The organism is Aeoliella mucimassa (genome assembly GCF_007748035.1).
Classification (GTDB): domain Bacteria; phylum Planctomycetota; class Planctomycetia; order Pirellulales; family Lacipirellulaceae; genus Aeoliella; species Aeoliella mucimassa.
On record NZ_CP036278.1, the window covers coordinates 2,715,643 to 2,736,371 of the forward strand.

General features: G+C 55.6%; 17 protein-coding genes. 14 read left to right on the forward strand and 3 right to left on the reverse strand.

Annotated features, from left to right (window positions below; genetic code table 11):
* Positions 1 to 104: 104 nt before the first annotated feature.
* Together Pan181_RS10865 and Pan181_RS10870 are read right to left on the reverse strand one after the other, a co-directional pair.
* Positions 105 to 704 carry an HYExAFE family protein gene (locus tag Pan181_RS10865; protein ID WP_145246829.1) on the reverse strand — a complete coding sequence of 200 codons (600 nt, stop codon included), beginning with the start codon at positions 702 to 704 and terminating at the stop codon, positions 105 to 107.
* A 133-nt stretch (positions 705 to 837) separates the two neighbouring features.
* Positions 838 to 1,902, reverse strand: coding sequence for an endonuclease/exonuclease/phosphatase family protein (locus Pan181_RS10870; protein WP_197529155.1), 1,065 nt, complete (start codon positions 1,900 to 1,902; stop codon positions 838 to 840).
* 1,351 nt (positions 1,903 to 3,253) lie between these two features.
* Between Pan181_RS10870 and Pan181_RS10875 the strand changes: the two genes are divergently transcribed.
* Positions 3,254 to 3,901 carry a hypothetical protein gene (locus tag Pan181_RS10875; RefSeq protein WP_145246831.1) on the forward strand — a complete coding sequence of 216 codons (648 nt, stop codon included), beginning with the start codon at positions 3,254 to 3,256 and terminating at the stop codon, positions 3,899 to 3,901.
* Positions 3,902 to 3,944: 43 nt separating this feature from the next.
* On the opposite strand, the gene Pan181_RS10880 is transcribed toward Pan181_RS10875, so the two are convergent.
* Entirely contained in the window at positions 3,945 to 4,790 is an 846-nt protein-coding gene (locus tag Pan181_RS10880) for a GGDEF domain-containing protein (protein WP_197529156.1), read from the reverse strand.
* Between the two features lie 326 nt (positions 4,791 to 5,116).
* Between Pan181_RS10880 and Pan181_RS10885 the strand changes: the two genes are divergently transcribed.
* The 13 genes from Pan181_RS10885 (at position 5,117) to Pan181_RS10945 (ending at position 20,719) form a co-directional block, all read left to right on the forward strand.
* Positions 5,117 to 6,163: a sugar transferase gene (locus Pan181_RS10885; protein ID WP_197529157.1), complete on the forward strand. Its 1,047-nt coding sequence runs from the start codon at positions 5,117 to 5,119 to the stop codon at positions 6,161 to 6,163.
* Positions 6,164 to 6,278: 115 nt separating this feature from the next.
* On the forward strand, positions 6,279 to 7,628 hold the full coding sequence (locus tag Pan181_RS10890; RefSeq protein WP_197529158.1) for a glycosyltransferase family 4 protein: 1,350 nt from the start codon (positions 6,279 to 6,281) through the stop codon (positions 7,626 to 7,628).
* Positions 7,629 to 7,714: 86 nt separating this feature from the next.
* Positions 7,715 to 9,238 (forward strand): GumC family protein, encoded by a 1,524-nt coding sequence (locus Pan181_RS10895; protein ID WP_197529159.1) that lies wholly within the window; start codon positions 7,715 to 7,717, stop codon positions 9,236 to 9,238.
* 34 nt (positions 9,239 to 9,272) lie between these two features.
* The gene (locus Pan181_RS10900) at positions 9,273 to 10,010 is read left to right on the forward strand and encodes a P-loop NTPase family protein (protein ID WP_145246836.1); all 738 of its coding nucleotides are present in this window, start codon (positions 9,273 to 9,275) and stop codon (positions 10,008 to 10,010) included.
* Between the two features lie 228 nt (positions 10,011 to 10,238).
* Positions 10,239 to 11,483 (forward strand): MATE family efflux transporter, encoded by a 1,245-nt coding sequence (locus Pan181_RS10905; protein ID WP_145246837.1) that lies wholly within the window; start codon positions 10,239 to 10,241, stop codon positions 11,481 to 11,483.
* Positions 11,484 to 12,827: an O-antigen ligase family protein gene (locus tag Pan181_RS10910; RefSeq protein ID WP_145246838.1), complete on the forward strand. Its 1,344-nt coding sequence runs from the start codon at positions 11,484 to 11,486 to the stop codon at positions 12,825 to 12,827. It begins immediately after the preceding gene.
* Positions 12,828 to 12,960: 133 nt separating this feature from the next.
* Positions 12,961 to 13,953, forward strand: a complete 993-nt coding sequence (locus tag Pan181_RS10915; protein ID WP_145246839.1) for a glycosyltransferase family 2 protein — start codon at positions 12,961 to 12,963, stop codon at positions 13,951 to 13,953.
* Positions 13,954 to 14,044: 91 nt separating this feature from the next.
* Positions 14,045 to 15,124, forward strand: coding sequence for an NAD-dependent epimerase/dehydratase family protein (locus Pan181_RS10920; protein WP_145246840.1), 1,080 nt, complete (start codon positions 14,045 to 14,047; stop codon positions 15,122 to 15,124).
* On the forward strand, positions 15,121 to 15,927 hold the full coding sequence (locus Pan181_RS10925) for a WecB/TagA/CpsF family glycosyltransferase (RefSeq protein WP_145246841.1): 807 nt from the start codon (positions 15,121 to 15,123) through the stop codon (positions 15,925 to 15,927). Before Pan181_RS10920 ends, Pan181_RS10925 begins: the two co-directional genes overlap by 4 nt.
* A gap of 39 nt (positions 15,928 to 15,966) precedes the next feature.
* Entirely contained in the window at positions 15,967 to 16,800 is an 834-nt protein-coding gene (locus Pan181_RS10930; RefSeq protein ID WP_145246842.1) for a glycosyltransferase family 2 protein, read from the forward strand.
* Positions 16,801 to 16,803: 3 nt separating this feature from the next.
* Entirely contained in the window at positions 16,804 to 18,210 is a 1,407-nt protein-coding gene (locus Pan181_RS10935; RefSeq protein WP_145246843.1) for an NAD(P)/FAD-dependent oxidoreductase, read from the forward strand.
* An 8-nt stretch (positions 18,211 to 18,218) separates the two neighbouring features.
* Positions 18,219 to 19,184, forward strand: coding sequence for a polysaccharide deacetylase family protein (locus tag Pan181_RS10940; RefSeq protein WP_145246844.1), 966 nt, complete (start codon positions 18,219 to 18,221; stop codon positions 19,182 to 19,184).
* The gene (locus Pan181_RS10945; protein ID WP_145246845.1) at positions 19,181 to 20,719 is read left to right on the forward strand and encodes a glycosyltransferase family 39 protein; all 1,539 of its coding nucleotides are present in this window, start codon (positions 19,181 to 19,183) and stop codon (positions 20,717 to 20,719) included. Before Pan181_RS10940 ends, Pan181_RS10945 begins: the two co-directional genes overlap by 4 nt.
* Positions 20,720 to 20,729: the final 10 nt, after the last annotated feature.

Below are 20,729 nucleotides of genomic sequence, written 5' to 3' on the forward strand. Positions count from 1 at the left end.
AAATAGTCAATTTCTAAGTAAAATGGCTACACAGTAGCTGGCGAAGCTAACTCGTTCTCTGCGCAGCGGTTACTGCCAGAAGGGATTTCCGCAACAGGTGTTTGCTAGACTGCCGGCGACCTGTCGGCCGGCGTTGGACTGGGGGAGTCGGTTTCCACAGGGCTCCAGGTCTTCGGTTTGAGCCAGTGCCTCACATCACGGGCGGCCAGGCGGAAGTCGCTGGCCGACATGGTGACTGTGTCCCATTTGGTTGAGAGCGTATGAGCCGCTTGCCAGTACTCAGCCAGCGGCACCGCAACAAATGCGTACCGCCGCTCCTCGAATGTCCATAGATCACCGGCGGGTAGCGGAGAACGATCGCCCATCACTTGAAACGCAAAGACCAGTAGCGGAGCAAAATCGGGCCCGAAGTACCGTGCCCACTCGGCCAAGCTCCGCAGGTCGTCGCGGGTCGACCAGTTACGCCAGTACTGTTTGTGGTGCGTGCCGGAGGGGAACTTTCGCCCTTTAATATCGACCAGGTAGCTTGTGGGGCCAGGCGGGGAGACCAAGAAATCGACGTTTTTTAGTGACGGCTGCTCCGTTCCATCGGCCAGGGGAGTTACCAGGCTTCGACGTTTTTCGTCGACCGCCACGTAGGGGAGGCGTTCCGCGCGCAGGAACGCCTCGAACGCCCTCTCGTAGTGGTGATGTCTTCTGGCCATGCGTTGTGTCTTAACGCACCGCCCTCTCGGCAACAATCAGGGAAAGCTGCCAACGCAGCCATTTCTAGATGCGCTTTCCTTGCTTGGCAGGCGGTTAGCCGAATGTCCTGTGCCGTGGTCGTTGCTAGTCGACCTAACGCGTGGTGTTAGTTGCCCCGATGGCCATCTGGTTGGAGATTCCCGCCTCGTAGATCGAGAACTCGGCCCACACCGGAAAGTGATCCGATACTCTCTTGGCCTGTTCTGGGGTTAGGTTGAACTGCTTTTCAAAATCAAACACTCCGCCCTGACCGGTGAATTCTGTTGTGCTGGGGCGGTGGAAAAGGATATTGTCGTGCAGTCGGTTTCTGGCGACATTCGTCGGCTGGTTCTGGATGACGGGGTAGATGTCGGGAATGCGTCCCAGCGCTGCCAAGTCGTCTTGTGAGATTACTCGGCTTGTGGAATTGGGATCCATCGGCACCGCGGTGTTGAAGTCCCCCAACATGATGATGTCGTCTTCCCCCAAGCCTTGTCTACGAAGCACCTCGAACACCTGGGCCAAGGCGTCCATTTCCTCCTTGGCCACGTCGGGGTCGGTATGCACATTCACCAGCATGAAGGTGAACCGATCCTGGTCGGGTACACCACGTACCGTGAATAGTCCAACGTACGGTTCGCGATGCAGCAGATTCTTGGGGTCCTGGATCGTAAAGACATACTTCGACGAAACCATAATCTTGGCGGTATCGAAGATGAATGCGTATTGCTCTTTGCTGGTGGTGTTGCCCAGGCGAGGCCCCAGTTTGTAGTCGAAGGTTCGCCCGGTGAATTGGTTCAAATTCTGCACAAACTTGGGGACAAACAACTCGTCCTTATTTCGTATTTCCTGAACCGCAACGATATCGAAATTGCGAAACACATTGCCGATTACGGTCATGGCTTCTGTGTCGCTCGCTTTTTTCTCTCCAAAGACTTGGATATTGAAGCTGGCGATGCGGATGGTCGACTGATTCTGTTGCCCCAAGTTGATTGAGGTTGGAGTGGGTTGCGGCGAACCGCCGCCTGCCGTGTCCCCATTGTGATGCAATTGGCTGACCGCGGTGCTGCCGGTCACGAGAATCTGCTTGATGTCCTCCAGGTGGAGTCCTTTGTAGAACATCCAGCCGCCACCACCGAGGATGGCTACCATCATGGCTGTGGAGAATAAACGCTGCACCGTAGATCCCTTCCTTGGGGGGTACGCTGACCTCATGTCAACATTCAGGCGCATCAGGATAGGTGAAAGCGAGATTGCAAGCTAGGTCGAATCGTGCGATCGACGGGCGGTGCGCGCGTAACCCTTGAAGGAAGCTTTCACGATTACTTGACTGCATTCCCCTCTGGCCAGGTTCAGAGAACCTCAACGCGCTTCGGCGACCTGCAGAGCAAGCTGGCATGCGGAAGAATGCGGGGAATGCATATCGCCTTCGGCTGCGGGCAGCAATGCGAGCGGTTTCTTGTGAAGCTCCCCCAATAGCCCATTTTTCGCTGGGAATTGGCCACCGATGGTGTTCTAATGGATAGGTGTTGGTGGCTGTCGGCTCTTCGAGGATTGGAGGTGATTGCGATGTGATGATTGTTTTGAACGCGAACGAGCTAGAGACGCGCAGGCGAATGTTCGGTTGCGCGGGCGTTTGCTGCTGCGCGCTTTGGTAAAGCGGTGGTGGGGTTGCATCGCTGGAAGCTTTATTGGCTCTAGGATTTAGGCTGTAAGCGGTAGGCTGAGATCTTTCAGTCGCCGGAAGCTCCTTCAAGATGACATCCCCTACCACCTGTCCCCCGAGTCCTGTTTCCTGACTCCTCCCAAAAATAGTTTCCCACCCATGGGAATCTATTTTGGGCACATTCCGTGGAGGTGTTGATGCAACTCATTGCTGACAAACGACTTGCGATAGATTCCCATCGCGAAAATAGATTCCCACTCGATGCGTTTTGGGAAATGGGAATCTATTCGAGGGCGAAAACTGCTTGTTTTGTAGTGTGGGCGAAGATTCAATTTTCCCATCAGTGGGTAAATTGGTAATCTATTTGCAAGCGGTGGGAATCTATCTCGTTGGGGTAGGGAAATCGGACTCCTGCGGGGGGCTGCGCCTAAAGGGGCACCTGGCTAAGCAAGGGATGAGAGTATGGAATTCGGATGCGAATCGCCGACTGGATCTCAGTTCACCCTCGTGCGGCTAACACATCCATGGGAGAAGCTTCGCTTCAGGCGAAAAACCTGGCTGGGTAGATTGAGAGCCTTGGAGGGGGCCGAGGGGAGTGCGGAATACCGATTTCCCCGGAGAATAATGGCAGTTTCTGTCAGTCCCTCAGTTGACAATGGTGACCTTTCTAGGGGTTGGTCAGAAAAAAAGGGAGATTTTTCCATGAACAAGCTTGCATTGTCCAAAAGTTTTGCGGAGAATCCTCACTATGGACTGGTTCAGCGGATCAGTTCTGTCGTACTTATTTTGCTCACATTGATTCCGTTTCGATTGATCTTGCTGCTAGTGAACTAGACAAGACTTAACTTCCGGGGAGTGCTAGTGATGACGCGCTACAACCTGCTACGAGCTTTCTCAGTTGCTGCACTGATTGCTTTTTGCCAGACCTCTGATGCTGGTACCATTTCGATTCAAATGAGCGGTGTCGATGCCACCTACGATGGCACTAACTACGAAGACGCTGACACGAATGGAAGTGATCCTCTCGATACCGTGACCGTGAAACTGGACGGCGCCAACGTGAGTGGTTCGCCCTTCACTTCCGACATCGATCTTGATTTCTTCATTCCTAACTTGCTGAACATTCCTGCTGCCGGTGGTACTGCCACCAGCGATGCCAATGGTACTCTGGACATTGGTCTTCCAGGTTCTGAGTACGTGTCGCTGAGCCTCAGTGCCGTGCAGGTCGAATACGTCAAGCTGTCCAACACCGCTTCGTTCGCTTTCGCAGCGACCGTCGCCGATGTCGCTGGCCAATCCCTTCCTGGTGGTCTTCAGTTGGGTGATTCGGTAGAAGTGTCGTTCACCTCGATCCTCGACACCTTGTCGACCGATGGCACTTACCTGACTTCGTTCACCGCCAGCGGTACTGGTGCCATTAAGGGTGCCAATGTGCCTGAGCCCGCCAGTGTTGTCACTGCCGGCCTGCTTGGCATGATGCTGATCGGTGGCGTTCGTCGCTTCCGTCGCTAACACCTGATAGCCCGGGGGGAGTGCGAGTCGCAGCCCTGAAGCCCTACAAGTCTTGGTTTCCTGACCGCTGCTGCTTCGCTTGATACATACGCCGATCGGCTTGATCGATCATCTGCATAGGGGTGGCCCAGTTTTCCCCGGACTGAGCCACCCCTAAGCTTATTGATAGACGCACTTTTTCGCCGGCTACCATAAAGGGAGCATTGAGCGAATCTTCTAGTCGCCGAACAACTTGCTTCAGTTCATTATTTTCCGCGACTCCGACGACGATCGCCACGAACTCGTCACCTCCATAACGGACGATCAAATCGTCTGTTCTTAAGGCGTCAGACAGCCTGCTTGCTACTTCTTGCAGCACTTGATCGCCCAGGAGATGACCGTTGGAGTCGTTGATTTGTTTGAAGTCATCGAGATCGAGAAAGATAAGCCCAAACGGTGGGCTTAGGGTGGTTGAGTCAAAGTAGGTTTCTAACCTTGCCATCAACGTCGCCCGTCCAGGCAAACCTGTGAGGGTATCGCGGTCTTCAGGAGCTTGATCGCCTTGAGTTTGTCCGGTCGGAGTAAGGATAACCATCCACGACGAACGTTCCTTGCTAGGTGCAGAATGTTGCACGCTTGTTTCATATTCAGCTACGGTGCCGTTGGGGTGAGCGATCTGGCAAGAGAACGTACCAGTCCCTGTTCCGAAGTTGATGAGTTGATTCGACAGCTGATCGATTAGTGGGGTATCTCCACTACCTTCGTCTTGGAGCTGGATATCAAGGTTTTTCCAGGCATTGTTGCTCCATTCGCATTCAAGTGTGTTTGTCGAAATCTCTGCGCAAGGGCAGCGAAGCAAATCGAATAGCGGGCGGAGCTGAATGAACGCCGATTCAGGAGAGTTGGACATGCCAGGATGGGGGGCAGACGAGACTGGAGGATGGGCGGGAGTAGGGAAAACCGCCCGCTGTGCTTTGCGCATAGTAAGGTGTTTTTACTGGTTTCTATTCGACACCTTTCTTCCAATAACTATAATCGGCACGACTGAGCTACCAAATAGGCTTGAATGGTTGTCGCTTCCCAAGGGAATGTTGCAATCGATGATTTGCTGAGATATTGACCGCGTGGCGTGTTGGGTATCGGTACCGGCTTGGTTGGACATCTAGTGATATTGCAGGCAACGAAAGACGAAGCTCGATGGGAATTGCGGCGTTAATAAGTGGTGCAAGCCGGTTGTTGACCCATCGTTCCGCGTACCGTGGTCCCCAGGTACTTACGGCCGAAGAGTTTCAACATGCGGCGATTTGCGAACGCATGAGAGTCGATCGTAATGGGTCAGTGCTTTCTGTTCTGACCATTGCCCTGCCAGCCCGCCGGGCTTCGGCCCGCGATTGTAAGCAGTTTCTCGCCATGCTTGCCGAACGCTTGCGACTTACTGATACAGTAGGGGCATTGGCCGACGGGCGCTTCGGCGTATTGCTTCCCGATACACCTGAATCAGGCGCCTGGAAGGTAGCAGCCGACCTGTGCGATCCCTTCGTACCTGGCAACGATCGCCCGCATTGCGAAGTGGTTGTTTACCCCGACGATCAACGAGATAACGAAGGGTTTCCTGCTCCCGAGGATTCTGTTTCTGGCATCTCGTTTAGTGAGACCCCGAGCAGCGATGCTTTCTTTGCCCTGCGGGTTTCTCCTTGGAAAAGACTATTCGACATCGTAGGGGCCAGTGCTGGTTTGGTGCTGACCTCGCCGCTAATTGCCGGTGCTGCCTTGGCGGTGAAACTCACCTCGCCCGGTGCAGCGTTCTTTCTTCAGGAGCGAGAGGGACTCGGGGGAAAGCGCTTTCAGATTCTCAAACTCCGGACCATGCGTAGCGATGCAGAGTCGTTTAAGGACGACCTCCGCATGCACAGCGAACAGGATGGGCCGGCGTTCAAAATGACGAACGACCCAAGAGTAACCTGGGTCGGAAAATGGTTGCGGAAGACGAGCATCGACGAATTGCCGCAGCTTTGGAACGTGCTGCGGGGAGAAATGTCGCTCGTGGGGCCCCGGCCGCTTCCCACCCAGGAATCGCAAGAGTGCTGCTCCTGGCAGCGTCAAAGACTGCAGGTTTTGCCCGGATTGACCTGTATTTGGCAAATTCGCGGGCGAAATGTTGTATCGTTCGAAGAATGGATCAGAATGGACCTGAGGTACATTCGTCGTCGATCGCTGTGGTACGATTTGCAGCTGGTCCTCGCCACCGTGCCTGCAATCGTCTTTTCCAAGGGGCCTAGGTAAACGCGATTGCTGTTGAAACCTGCCTAAAGCGAAACTCGTTCGCTTTTTTGCCATTCCCTCCTTCAATCGATTCCTGATGGGCGATTCGCTTGCCTTAAGTCCGAATCCGCATTCGTTGCAACCGCGCTCTGGGCGGGTGTTGGCGGTTGCTTATTCGTGCGATCCCTATAAGTGCATGGAATCGCGCGTGGGGTGGCAGCGTGTGATGCAAGCGGCACGCAATCATCGAGTCTGGGTGTTGCACGGAGGGCGAACTCCCTCCGACGTGCTTTCACGCTACGCCGCCGAGCAGTTGCCCGATGCACTGATCGAGTTCATTGCGGTACCGAATTGCCGTTTGGGATCGGCCTATCGCGAGCAAGTCGATCTCTTCTGGCCCAGGTATCGACTCTGGCAGCGGCAAGCCAAGCGTTATGCGGTGGAACTGCATAAGCAGCATCAGTTTCATCTGATTCATCAAATCAACTTCTGCAGCTTCCGCGAACCAGGATTGACTTGGAGGCTGGGGATTCCGTTCGTATGGGGCCCCATCGGTGGCACGCACAATTTGCCACTTCGGTTCTTAACGCAGTGCGACTTTGCGGGAGGTTGCCGCGAGGTGGTCCGCGCACTGGTGAATGCCTGGCAGCTTCGCATGTCGCGACGCATTCGAGGAGCCGCTCGCACGGCCGATCGTGTGTTCGCAGCTTCGCAGGCAGCCAAGAACGACTTGGAGCGTTGTCTCGGAGTGAAGGTGCAAGTTCAATTGGAAACAGGTATTGGACCTGCGATTGAGCATCGCCGCGAGCCTCGCACGAGTGATCGCCCGTTTCGTTTGCTGTGGGCAGGTCGTCAACGTACGTGGAAGGGGCTTCCGCTGTTGACCAAGGCACTCACGCAGCTTCCCAAGTCGCTGGACTACGAATTGCGAGTGTTGGGCGTGGGAGCCAGCCATGCTGTTTGGCGACGTCAGGCGGAGCGACTCGGTGTGGCCGATCGCATTCAATGGATCGGATGGCCGGAGTACGCCGATACGCTGCCACACTATGAATGGGCGGATGCTTTTGTGTTTACCAGCCTTCGCGACACTTCGGGTACAGGGTTGTTAGAATCGTTGGCCGCTGGCACACCGATCGTGGGTCTCGACCATCAAGGGGCAGCCGACATCATGACATCTGATTGTGCGGAGCCAATCCGTGTGGATACTCCCCGTCAGGTGAGTTCCGACATCGCACAAGCCATTTCGCGTTTAGCGGACGATCCGGATCGATGGCAGCAGATGAGCGAAGCGGCGAAGCTACGGTCGAGTCAGTTTCGCTGGGAAGAGCTTGCCGACGAGATGGAATACACCTATCAGCAGATTCTCGCCGGCGATGTGTGTTGGGAGTCACTACCTTACGACGAGAGTGCACGTGAGCCAGTAGGATCGAATGCTCGCAGAGCCGCTAACCGATTTGCAAGATCGACCTCTCCAAGTTCTTCCTAGACCGCGGAGACTTGGTTCGTTCGAATCCTGAGACCTAAGCTTTTACCAACGATCGCAATCCCATGATGAAACCCACGAATAGTCCTGTGAGCAACTTGACGGAAATCGCGTTTCGTCATCGTCGCAAGTTGATTTTGATCCCGCTCTTGAGTTTGTTAGCGGGAGCCGCCGTTATCCTGTTCTTCCCTCGCACCTATCACTCCGAGGCGGTGTTATTCCTGCAGGTCGGTCGCGAATCGGTTGGTATCGATCCTACTGCAACAACTGGTCAAACCATTGCCCTGCAGCAAAACGGGCGTGACGACGAAGTGAAGTCAGCGGTCAATGTCCTTCGATCGCGCGGTGTGCTGGCTAAGGTCATCGACCACCTGAGCCCCGAAGTCGTGCTGGGAGAGAGTTCCGAGTACGCGTCGGAGCCGAATGTCGTTTCCAGCATCGCCGGCGCGACGCTCGGCCGTTTGGCAGGAGCCATCAAGAGTATCGATCCCATTTCGAAGCGTGAAGAAGCGATGAACGAGATCGAAGAGCTGCTTGTCATTCAATCCGAAAGAGGTTCGACCGCTATCGAGGTGGAAATCGAAGCGGACTCACCCGAGTTAGCACAAACGATTTTGACGACGTTGATCGAAGAGTTTCAGCAAGAGCATGGGAGAATCCATCGCAACCAGGATTCGCAAGCCTTTTTCCATCAGCAACGCGAAATGCTCCGTGCCCAACTCGACGAAGCCCAGGAGGCCATACGACAAGCCAAAGACGAAATGGGCATCGCCTCGGTCGAAGGTCGTCGCGCGACGCTTGAAAGCCAGTTGAAAGAGATTGAATCGGAGAAGTATTCTACCGAGCAAGATCTTTCGACCGCAGAAGCTCGAGTCGCCGACCTGAAGAACCAGCTTTCGAATCTCCCCGAGCGTGTCGCCACCTCGCGGACGATGGTGCCGAACGAAGGGGCCGATCTCATGCGGCAAGAACTCTACAGCTTGCAGATCCGCAAGGCCGATCTCGAAGCCCGCTATAACAGCAACCATCCGCTGGTCATGGCTGTCAGCAATCAGGTGGAGGAAGCTCAGCGGGTGGTCGATTCGCAGCAGTCGGAACGTGAAGAGTCGGTGGACGACGTGAATCCGGTACATCAGCAGTTGTCGTTGTCGCTCAAAGAACAACAAAGTGTGGCTGCAGGCTACCGATCGCGGTTGGAAACATTGAACGAGCAGTTGCAGTTGGTGTTGATGGATCTCAAAGAGCTAAACGCCAACGAGGTCAAGATTAGCGAGTTGGAACGGGAAGAGCGACTGCACGAAGCCGAGTTCTTTCAATACGCTAAGAATATGGAGCAAGCTCGCATCGACCAGGAGCTTGAGCGACAGCGCATCTCGAATATCGCGGTCTCGCAGGAACCACTCCTGTTGAGGAAGCCGGTGAGTCCTTCCAAGGGCTTGGTGCTACTGGCGTCGCTTTTTCTTGCGACAGCCGGAACCTTTGCGGCGGTGTTTACCAGCGAACGATTTAACGACAAGCTACGAGACGAACAGCAGGCGAGCCAAACTCTCGGAGTGCCAGTATATGCAGAAATACCCGAATCTGCTGAGCCGCTCGCTACAGTATCGCACTGATAGCACGATTAACCTCCGTCAAGATCACACTTCCATGCCGACCCCGTTAACGCATGATCCGAGCAACGGCGCGCCCGATGCCGCGGGGGACGATGCGTTTGAACAATTCAATCCAGCAACCCATCGCCCCCGGCAGCGACGACGGACCAGCGACGAGTACGACAGCGTACTGTGGAGAATGCGGTCGCAACTCTCGTCGCTCGACGGCGTCGCGGAGATCCTTGGTGTCGTCGGAGCGGAAGTGGGAGTTGGTGCAACGACCGTTGCGATGAATCTTGCCAATCGATTGGCGGATCATCTTGATGGAAACGTATTGCTAGTGGACAGCAATTTTAGCCGCCCTCAAGCGGATGCGTTCCTGGGGATCAAACGATGTCCAGGGCTCGCTGAGATGCTCGCTGAAAACCTGCCCTTAGCCGAGGTGGTGCAGCGAACCAGAGTGCCCGGTCTTGAGGTGTTAGCCGCAGGCCGGGTTGGCATCTTGGAGAGCGTAGCGATCCACAGCGAGGCGGTCGCAATCGTCGTTCAACAAATGCGGGAAGAGTATGCGGGAGTCGTGTTCGATTTCTCCGATCCATCGAGCATGGGCCAGGGGCTATTGCTGGCAAAGCAATGCGACGGTGTCTTGCTGGTAGCTCAATGCGAGCGAACTCGACAGGAGTCAGCCCGCCGTGCGGCGGAGCAATTACGAGTAGATGGGGTTCGTTTGACCGGGGCTGTGCTGAATCGACAGCGGAGCTATGTTCCGAAATGGATCCGGCGGTGGTTGTAACGAGTTGTTGTTAGCGGGTTTTCAAGAAGCGGGTTAAATTTCGTGCAACAATCTAGCCTTGAGTGGGGTTGTTGTGGGGGATGGCTCTCTACCGCGTGAAGTGTACGTAAGGTTTTGCTAGACCGCAGCGCGGTCGGTCTCAACGTCAGTATTTGTATTGTGAGCACGGTCACTACTACCACCTCGAATTCGCACGAATCGACTGCGCGCGCTGAGCAAGCTAAGCAGGTGGTTCGTCCCTGGAAGCAAGGGGTGTTTACCTTTGCGGATCAGGCGGTGGTGAGTTTGGTGAGTGCGGTGACCACCATCATTGTTGGACGCACTTGCAGTCTCGACGAACTCGGCGTGTTCGTCTTCGGCGTATCGCTCATGTGGCGGGCTATCGGATTGCCGGTAGCGCTGGTCTGGAGTCCTTACGCTTCTCGGGCGCCGCATCTGACTCCGGCCTCGTTGCGTCGTTACGCAGGTAGCTCCGCAGCGATCGCCATCCTGCTCTCCCTGATTCAAGCAGTGGTATTGCTGATTGCGTACGGAGTGCTGATGGCACTCTCCGGTGTGGTAGAAGTGCCGGTATGGATACCTCGACTGGTGCTAGCCATGGCACCTCTGCTGTTGGGAGCAACACTCCGCGAGCACGCACGGCGCACCTGCATTGCTGATTTTCGTGGGCAACTGTTGTTGGCAATCGATTTGCCAATTGCCTTGGTGCAGGTATCCCTACTCGCTTTGCTATGGCGTTTCGATTGGCTCGATTCGTCCACCGCGTTGTTGGCCGTGGCTCTGGCTACGATGTTGAGCATTGCGTGGTTTGTCGGTGAGTCACGCCGTGTGACGTTCCGCCGACGCATGGCAGTCGCCCATTTGCGTTCGAACTTTGGATTCGGTGTTTGGTTGCTGGCGATCGCCTTGGCCTGGCTTGTATGCGATCTGTTACTGCGGTCGCTGTTAACCGGTTTTCATGGCATCGAGGCGATGGGGACTTTCGGAGCCGCGTATACCATTGTTGGGCTCATCAACCCAATCGTGAATGCCGCGACGATCTTCTGCCGCAGTTGGGCCGCCCGTGTCTATGCCGCGATGGGGCTAGCTGGACTAAGGCGATTCGCCCTGATTGGTACCGCCGTCGCAGCAGCACTCGCATTGCTTGCCACCGCGCTGTTGACGTTATTTGGCGAGCAGATCGTCGAACTGCTCTTTAAGTCGAACTACGCAAGTCGTTACGTAATGGGGGCGGTGACTCTCGGTTTTTGCTTGCAGGCGGTCATTGTTCCGGTCGAAGCCGCGCAAATGGCGCTCGAGCGTGGCCGCGAGTTGTTTGTTGCTTCGTTTTTGCGAGTCGCGATGGTCTTCGTGGCAGGCATTCCACTGGTCTGGTGGCAAGGTGCTGCTGGTATTGGGTGGACCACGGCCGTGCAGTCGATCGCTGTGCTATCTGTCATGTGGTTCTACTTTTTGAAGGGGAACGACGCGTAGATGGTGGGCAGCGTACAACGTGTCGATACCCTGATCGTAAGTCGCTCGGTGTCAGAGTGGCCTTACGGACTTGCCTTGTTGCTGGCAATTACAGTCGTGGGTATCTACCATAATCAAGATGCGGTCGGACTCGACATTTACGATTTCGACGTTACAACGCAGTACCTCGAAGAGCAGGCCGACAGCGACAACCAGGTACAAGTTGGTACCCAGCAGAAGAAAATCTGTTTTTTAATGCTCGTTGCGATAGCCGGATACCTCTCGTTCGTTCGTCAGCCAGCGAAAGCTTACCATCCTAACAGGCTGGTGTGGGTAGCGGCCGCCTGTTTGTTGTGGGCAGGCGGAAGCATTCTCTGGTCTACCGAACCTCAGTTGACGGTTCGCGAATTGGTGCGGCTTTACGTGATGGTACTCACCGCGTTTGGCTTGGCGCGCTGTTTTTCGGCCAACCAATTGATGTTTGTTGTGCTGGCCATCTGTAGCTGTTCAATATTTACCGCGTTGGCGACGGAAGCCGCAGCGGGAGTACTGAAGCCTTGGCAAGGCGACTACCGTCTACAGGGCGGCATGCATGCCAATATGGTTGCCATTCATGCAGCCATCATGGCGTTAGCAGCGATGGGCATGATGCGAGTTGTCAAGCACAAGTCGTGGTGCTGGGTACTGTTGCTCGTTGCGTTGGCATCGCTATGGCTCACGAAGTCTCGATCTGCTGCAGGAGTGTTCTTGGTAGCAGCGGCAATTCAGTGGTCGCTCCATCTAGATACTAAGCGTGCCATCGGCTATTGGGCCTGGATGAGCACCATCGTCGCGTTGATGCTATTCGTACTTGCCGCAGGAGGTTCGCAGTTGCAGCGAGCCTTCGGCGGAGCGGCTGCCATGGGGCGCAGCGAAGGGCTTGGTTCGCTCACTGGACGTATTCCTCTGTGGCAATCAGTCTCCGACGACATCGCCAAACGTCCTATCACAGGGTACGGCTATAAAGCCTTCTGGACCGGTGAGCGACGCATGGACATTTTCGACGAGATCGATTGGTCGCCGACCGATGCCCATTCGATTTACTTTAATTCCATGCTCGAGCAAGGATTCGTAGGGCTTCTGCTAAATCTTGCACTCGTTGTTGCTGCATTGGTAATCCTCGTACGTGCAAGACACGAAACAGGCGTTGCGGGTTACGCACTATTCGCCACACTCATTGCGTTTGCGTTGATGCATGGTCTGACCGAAACCGGCTGTTCCGAAGCTCGCATCGGTGGTTTGTGTATTGGGATGGGAGTGTTCTTAGCGAGTGGTTACCACAAGCCGCACATTACGGGGGCGCGTGCGAGTAAGGTTAGCGGATAACCCTAGCCACATAGTTGCCTGTGTTAGAAAAAAGTGTGAAAAACACAAGTCAATAGCTTCCATTTCATTTGGTTCTAACGAGAATAAACGTCACTTCTATCCCCCGTTTACACCACACAAGTAGGTGAGCTTCGTGCCTCGTGTTTCCGTCCTGATGACCGTCTTTAACGGGATGCCGTACTTGCCGGCATCGGTTGAGTCGGTGTTGAATCAATCGTTCGACGATTTTGAATTCATTATCGTCAACGATGGCTCAACCGATGGTACGGCTGACTATCTAGCCAGTCTCGCTGATCCACGCATTCACGTGATCTATCAGGAGAATGGCGGCACTGCTGTTGCGGCGAATCATGGACTGACATGCTGCACCGGTCAGTACACGGCCCGAATGGATTCCGATGATGTCTCGTTGCCGCATCGCCTGGCGACACAAGTTGCCTATCTCGATGCTCATCCTGAGGTCGGATTAGTGGGAGCACAAATGGCACCCCTAGGGCAAGCGGGGGTGGGTGCCAGTCTGAATCTGCCGACGACCCACGACGAGGTGTTTGCCGCCATGATGGATGGCCGGCACGGCTTGGCCCACGCCTGCATTCTGATGCGTACGGATCTCCTGAAACAGATCGGCGGTTACTGGAAAGTACCACTGCAAGATGCATGGGACATGATGATTCGCATGGGCGAGGTCTCGAAGCTTGCGAACATCGACGAAGTGCTTCATCACTACCGAGTGCATATCGGCAGCCTCAATGGTAAAGGGATGCGTCGCATGCGGTTCAGCATCGACTACGCCCGGCACTTGGCGACCCTCCGCCAGCAAGGGCTGCCGCTGATCACACACGAAGAGTACGCCCAGCAACGGGCGGCCATCGGATGGATGGCAAAGATGCGTGAGTCGATCGATTTGCACTCTCGTTGCCAGTACCGTGTGGCAATAGCCGAACTATATGGCAACCGCCGAGTGCGGGGCTACTTGCGCATGGCATGGGCCGCCGCTCTGGCGCCGCGACTTACCACGGCGCGGATCGTTCGCATGATCGAAGAACGCTTTGTGAAGATTCCCCACCGCAACAAGTCGAAGCGATCCGCTTCCACAGGCAACCCACCGATTGCCCGTTCGGCTTAGCCGGCGAAGTATAAGCGGCAGCGATTCCTGCAAGCGTTGATGCCGTCAAGAGAAACTCCCTCCTTTGATTCCCACCTAAGTAAGAGTACCGATGAGTGTCGCAATTATAACTGGCTCGGCCGGATTGATTGGTTCTGAAGCGACCAAGTTCTTTGCTGCCGAAGGTTTCGATGTCGTCGGTGTCGATAACGATATGCGCGCTCGCTTCTTTGGAGCCGAGGCCTCGACTCAGTGGAATCGTCAGCGACTGCAAGCCCAGCTAGGGGATCGTTACAAGCACGAAGAGATTGACATTCGGGACGAAGACGCGGTCGCGTCTCTTTTCGAGCGTTACCAGAACGATATTGCATTGGTGCTGCACACCGCAGCCCAGCCATCGCACGATTGGGCGGCACGCGATCCAAAAACCGACTTCGGTGTGAACGCCAATGGTACGTTGAATCTTTTGGAAGCAACTCGGCAGCATGCTCCCGAAGCGGTGTTCATCTTCACTTCCACCAACAAGGTGTATGGCGACGCCCCGAATCGCTTGCCGCTTGTCGAGCAGACCACTCGGTGGGAGATTAATGCATCGCATGAGTACGTCGATGGCATTCCCGAAGACTTCTCCATCGATCAATCGATGCACAGTTTGTTTGGGGCTTCGAAGGTGGCTGCAGATGTTCTCGTTCAAGAGTACGGCCGCTACTTTGACATGCGAACCGCCTGCTTCCGTGGTGGTTGCTTGACTGGCCCCAGTCACTCTGGCACACAGCTGCACGGATTTCTTGCGTACTTGATGAAGTGCACCGTGACTGGCACCCCTTACACCGTGTTTGGGTACAACGGCAAGCAAGTGCGCGACAACATTCACAGCGCCGATTTGATTTCAGCCTTCTATGCCTTCTTCCAGAATCCGAAGAGCGCGGCCGTCTACAACATTGGTGGAGGTCGCTACAGCAATTGTTCGATGATAGAAGCGATTGGCCTGTGCGAGCAAATCACTGGCCGCCCAATGGACTGGAGTTACAGCGAATCGAACCGGGCGGGGGATCATATCTGGTGGATCAGTAGCCTGGCTCGCTTCCGAGCAGACTATCCCGACTGGAAGTTGAAGTACGACGTGCCTGAAATCTTGCAAGAGATCTACGACGCCAACGTGGAACGTTGGGTGGAGGCGACTGTCGTATGATCGATCGTGGCAAACATAATGTCCTAGGAGTAAAGATCAACGCGGTCGACTACGACGCTGCAGTGACCCGGATCATCGACGCCGCGCGGGCGGCGAAGCCGATGGCCATCTCGGCCCTGGCGGTCCATGGGCTGATGACCGGAGTACTCGACCGCGAGCATCGGTACCGCTTGAATCACTTCGAGTTGATCGTGCCCGACGGCCATCCGGTGCGGTGGGCGCTCAATTGGTTGCATGGCACTAAGTTACCCGATCGGGTGTATGGGCCGAACCTGATGCTCGAAGTCTGCCGCTCGGCCGCTGAAACCGGGGTGCCGATCTTCCTGTTTGGTGGCACCGAAGAGTTGCTTGCCGACCTGCAGCACCGGTTGCTCAAGCAGTTTCCGAAATTGCAGATCGCTGGCGTGCGGGCTTCGAAGTTCCGCACACTAAACGAGCAAGAACGGCAAGAGTTGGTAGACGAAATCCGCCAAAGTGGTGCGAAACTAGCGTTTGTCGGCCTCGGCTGCCCACGCCAGGAGGTGTTCTCGCACGAGATGAAAGGCCGGGTGTCGATGCCGCTGTTGGCTGTCGGTGCGGCGTTCAATTTCCATGCAGGACAACTTGCTCAGGCGCCGAAGTGGATGCAAGATCGGGGGCTCGAATGGCTCTTCCGCTTGTGGAAAGAACCTCGCCGGCTCTGGCGTCGCTATCTCTATCTCAATCCGTTGTATCTAACACTGTTGGGGCTTCAGCTCACCGGGATCTATCGCTTGAATCCCGACTCGACTCAACAACCTGCTACTGAGATTTGTTACGGTTAATCGATTACCTTAGCTTGGGCGGCCCGGCCGCAAACACCTGTGAACACGTACGAAGATTCTACCTCGGCCACGATTGAGGATCCATCAATTGCTCTTGGATCGGCCACCCTTGAGCGTTCCGTAACATCGCGAAGCAAGATCGTAGTGATGCTGCCCGCTTACAACGAAGCGGAAGCACTCCCAGCGTTGTTGAATGAAATCGAGTTTGCATTCGACGAGGCCCAGATTCCCTACGAAGTGATTGTGGTTGACGATGGTAGCTCCGACGACACTGCGTTGTTGGCCAGCCAGGCGTCGTTTCATATGCCGGTGCAGTGCATAACTCACGTGCAAAACCAAGGCCTGGCCGGTGCATTGCGAACCGGGGTGGCTGCCGCGCTGGCGGCGACCAAGCCTGGCGATGTGATCGTGACCATGGATGCCGATAACACGCAACCGCCAGGCAGCGTGGAACGCATGATTCAGATGATTCGCGAAGGGCACGACGTAGTGATCGCTTCGCGATATCAACACGGATCACAGATCGTGGGAGTGCCAGGCTATCGCAACTTCCTTAGTTTCGGCGCACGTGCATTATTCACGGTAATGTTTCCCATTCGCGGCGTACGTGATTACACGTGCGGCTTCCGGGCGTATCGTCACGAAATCCTGCGTCGTGCCGACGAGTACTATGGCGACCAGTTGGTATCCGAAAAGGGCTTTTCGTGCATGGTCGACATGCTCTTGAAACTACATCGTTTCAAACCGGTGGTCGGCGAGGTCCCTTTCATTCTTCGTTACGATCAAAAGGGTGGTGCCAGCAAGATGCGGGTGCTGAAGACCGTTTTTCAAACCATCCACGTTCTCATTCGCCGGCGTTTAAACCTCCGCTAGATCATGAGTCAATTGCAGCAGATCGATATGGATACGAATAATCCCCCACAACGTTGGGCCGTGGTCGGTGGCGGCATGATGGGCATGACGGTTGCGCACCGCCTTGCCCAAGCGGGCCAACAGGTCACGTTGCTCGAAGCCGCACCAGAGCTGGGTGGTCTCACCAGCGCGTGGAATCTCGGCAGCGTCGTATGGGATCGCTACTATCATGTCACGTTGCTGTCGGATAGCAATCTGCGTGGGCTGCTTGAAGAGATTGGGCTAGAGAAAGAGTTGAAGTGGGTGGAAACCAAGACCGGGTTCTACGCGAACGGTCGGCTCTATTCCATGAGCAACGCGCTGGAGTTTTTGAACTTTCCCCCGCTGCGACTGCTAGAGAAGTTCCGCTTAGGGGGAACCATTTTCGCCGCGTCGAAGATGCAGAACTGGAAGCGGCTCGAGAGCATCCCGGTCGATGAGTGGTTGGAACGCTGGAGTGGCAAAGGTACTTTCCAGAAAATCTGGCTGCCGTTGCTGAAAGCGAAGCTCGGCGACGCCTACCAGAAGACCTCGGCCGCATTCATCTGGGCGCATATCAACCGCATGTACAAAGCCCGTCGGACTGGGCACAAGAAGGAGATGTTCGGCTACGTGCCAGGTGGGTACGCTCGCATTCTCGATCGATTGGCCGAGGTGCTTCGCGACGAGGGCGTCGAAATCGTCTGCGATGCGGCGGTGCAAGTGGCCGAACGCACTTCGACCGGCGAAGTGGACGTCCAACTGAAAGATGGCAGCCGCCGGGCGTATGATCGGGTGGTGTTTACGATTCCCTCACCCCACATCGCCGCCGCCTGCCCGCAATTGAGTGTTGATGAGCGACGCAAACTGCAGTCGATCGAATACCTGGGCATCGTCTGTGCATCAATGCTGTTAAAGAAACCGATCTCGGAATACTACGTGACGAATATCACCGACACGTGGGTTCCGTTGACGGCCGTGATCGAGATGTCGACCATCGTCGATCCTGCGGAACTCGGTGGCCATTCACTCGTCTACTTGCCAAAGTACCTGGCACCTGGCGATGAGACATTCCACCTCTCCGACGATGCGATCAAAGAGCGATTCCTGTCGACACTTGAGAAGATGTACTCCCATTTCTCACGCGAGGATGTAGTAGCCATGCAGGTTGCTCGTACACGAAACGTGATGGCGATCCCGACGCTCAATTACTCGGAGCGGTTGCCTGGGATGGTGACCAGCGTGCCAGGGATCTTCACGGTCAACTCGTCGCACATTCTCAAAGGCAATCTCAACGTCAACGAGACGATTGAGGTCGCCGAAGACGCCGTTCGCGACGTGCTATTACCTGCCCTGAACGAAGTGTCGAGAGAAACTGCCTCAGCCGAACCCCGCCCTGCCCTTCCCTGTTAGCTGGTAACATGCCAAAGCCGATTGCTAGTTTATCGCTCGACTTGGATAACCGGTGGGCCTACTTGCGCACGCATGGGGTGGAGGGGTGGCAGAGCTATCCAAGCTACCTGCCTACGGTTTGCGATCGTATTGGTGCGGTGCTCAGCGAGTTCGACCTCGATATCACCCTGTTTGTGGTTGGGAAAGATCTGGAAGACGAAGCCAATCGCGAAGCGGTCGCTGGCTTGGCGGCCGAAGGGCACGAGATCGCGAACCACAGCTACTGGCACTATCCCTGGCTCGATCAGTTGGAGCCCGAATTGCTGGAGCAGGAGATTGCCGACACCGAGATCGCGATCGAAGCATTGACTGGAGTCCGGCCAGTTGGGTTCCGGGCGCCGGGGTTCAGCGGATCTCCCGAAGTGCTCTCGGTGCTCGCATCACGAGGATATCGCTACGATGCCTCGACGTTTCCCACCATTATTGGCCCGCTTGCCGCCTGGTACGCCAGACTGAAATCGTTTGGCCGCCATCAAGATGGTCGGCAACGGTTTGCTTCGCTACGCGACGGCTTTGCGACACTCGCCCCGCATGTGGTAAGCACACCAGCGGGAACGCTGGTCGAAGTGCCGGTGACGACGATGCCGGTGTTTCGATTGCCGATTCACGTGACCTATTTGATGTACTTGCATCAGTTTTCGCGGATGGCAGCGTACGCGTACCTGCGAACTTCGATCTCGCTCTGCCGAATGCGGGGAGTGGCTCCCTCCCTCTTATTGCATCCTCTTGATTTTCTGGGAGGTGAGGAAGAGCCGTTGCTGTCGTTCTTCCCCGGCATGAAGGTCGATCAGCGATCGAAGCTAAGCCTGTTGCGAACACTGTTTGAGAGCATGCAGCAACATTTCGACGTCGGCCCACTCGCCCGGCATGCTGCGACTGCTGCTGATGCATTGCCTGCGGAGATAACTCCCGTCTCGATTGCCGATCAGGTATGAGTTCCTACGAACACAACGCATCTACCAGTCGGCCAGAGCAGAGACGCCGACCCATCGAAACTGGCGAGGCGATTGCCGTTGTCTGCCTGGTTGTCGGTTTGCTCGTCTACCATGCGTTCACCATCGGGCGGCAATCGTGGTTCATCGACGAAGCCAATGAGTTGGTGCATTGTCGCGTCGCGTGGGCTGAGATTATTCACGTTCCCGACTCGATGCCGCCGCTCTATTCGTATCTGCTCAAAGCCTGGACTTCCACCTTTGGAGTAGAGACTGCGCGATGGCCATCTGCCCTCTGCGGGATAGCCACGGTGGTTGCTATGTGGTGGTACGCACGGCAGGTCGTTTCTCAACGAATCGCGGTGGTCGCTGCTGGTGTTTTGGCAATCTCCCCGTTCTTGCTGTACTACAGCCAGTTGGTGCGAGCGTATTCCATGTTCACCCTATTGGCCTGTCTCACCATCGGACAGTTCGCGATCACTGTGCGCCAGCCTTCCAAGGGCAAGTGGGCACTGCTCGGTCTCTTGTGGGTGCTCGGCATGTTCACGCATTATTACTTTGCGTTTGTGATCGTCGCACTATGGATCATCGGACTGGCTGCTGATGCGCGACGATTTGTTCTACCGCTGCTGCTCACGAGTATTGCGGCAGGCGTATTGTCATTGCCGATTCTGATATCACTCAAAAGCGACTTCGCATTCCAACACGATTTGCGAGAGCCCCGACCGCTGTCGCTGGCGGCTGCAGCCTACACCTACGTGTCGTTCTTTAGCGGTTACACACTGGGGCCTTCGAAGCCCGAGCTGCAAACGTTTCCCGTACGCGAGGCGGCCAAGCAGGTGATGCCTTGGGCGGTCGCGATTGGTGGCTGCTCGCTACTGCTGGGGATGGCGGGCATCAAACGATTGGCCAGCCAGCGACTCGCATCGGCGGTCGTACTGCTGGCGGTATTGCCAATCATATTGGCGGGCGGACTGGGCGTCGCGACTGGCATCACTTACAACGTACGATTCGTGGTGTGGTGCATTGTGCCGATCGCGGTGTTGATGGCGTCTGGCATGGCTGAAAGTTGGCCGCGGTGGTGGGGAAAGCTCGCAACCATCGGGCTGTTGGTGATATCCCTGGTGGCGATTAACAATCGCACGTTTGTTCCCAGGTACCAGAACGAAGACCTGCGTGCGGCTGCCGAGTTCATTGAACAAGAGGGAGAGCAAGCAAGTCGGGTGTTTGTGGTTTCCGACTATCTCTCTTGCGTGCTCGACTTCTACATGGCCGAGCCCGATCGTATTGCCGAACTTCCCGTCGCTGGCGAAGCGAATCAGATCATCGATTCGGCCGCAGACGTGCAGCTTGCGATCGATTCGATGGATCAGCTAACTAGTACCGGAGAAGAGTGCTGGGTGGTCTATTCGCGAGCATTTCATGGTGATCCCGAGCAGCTACTACTCGATCGCTTGCTCGACGACCAGCAATTAGAGCTTGCTGCTGAGTTTGCCGGGGTGAGAGTCTATCGGCATGCTGCCGAACAACGCGAGTAGCGTGAATACG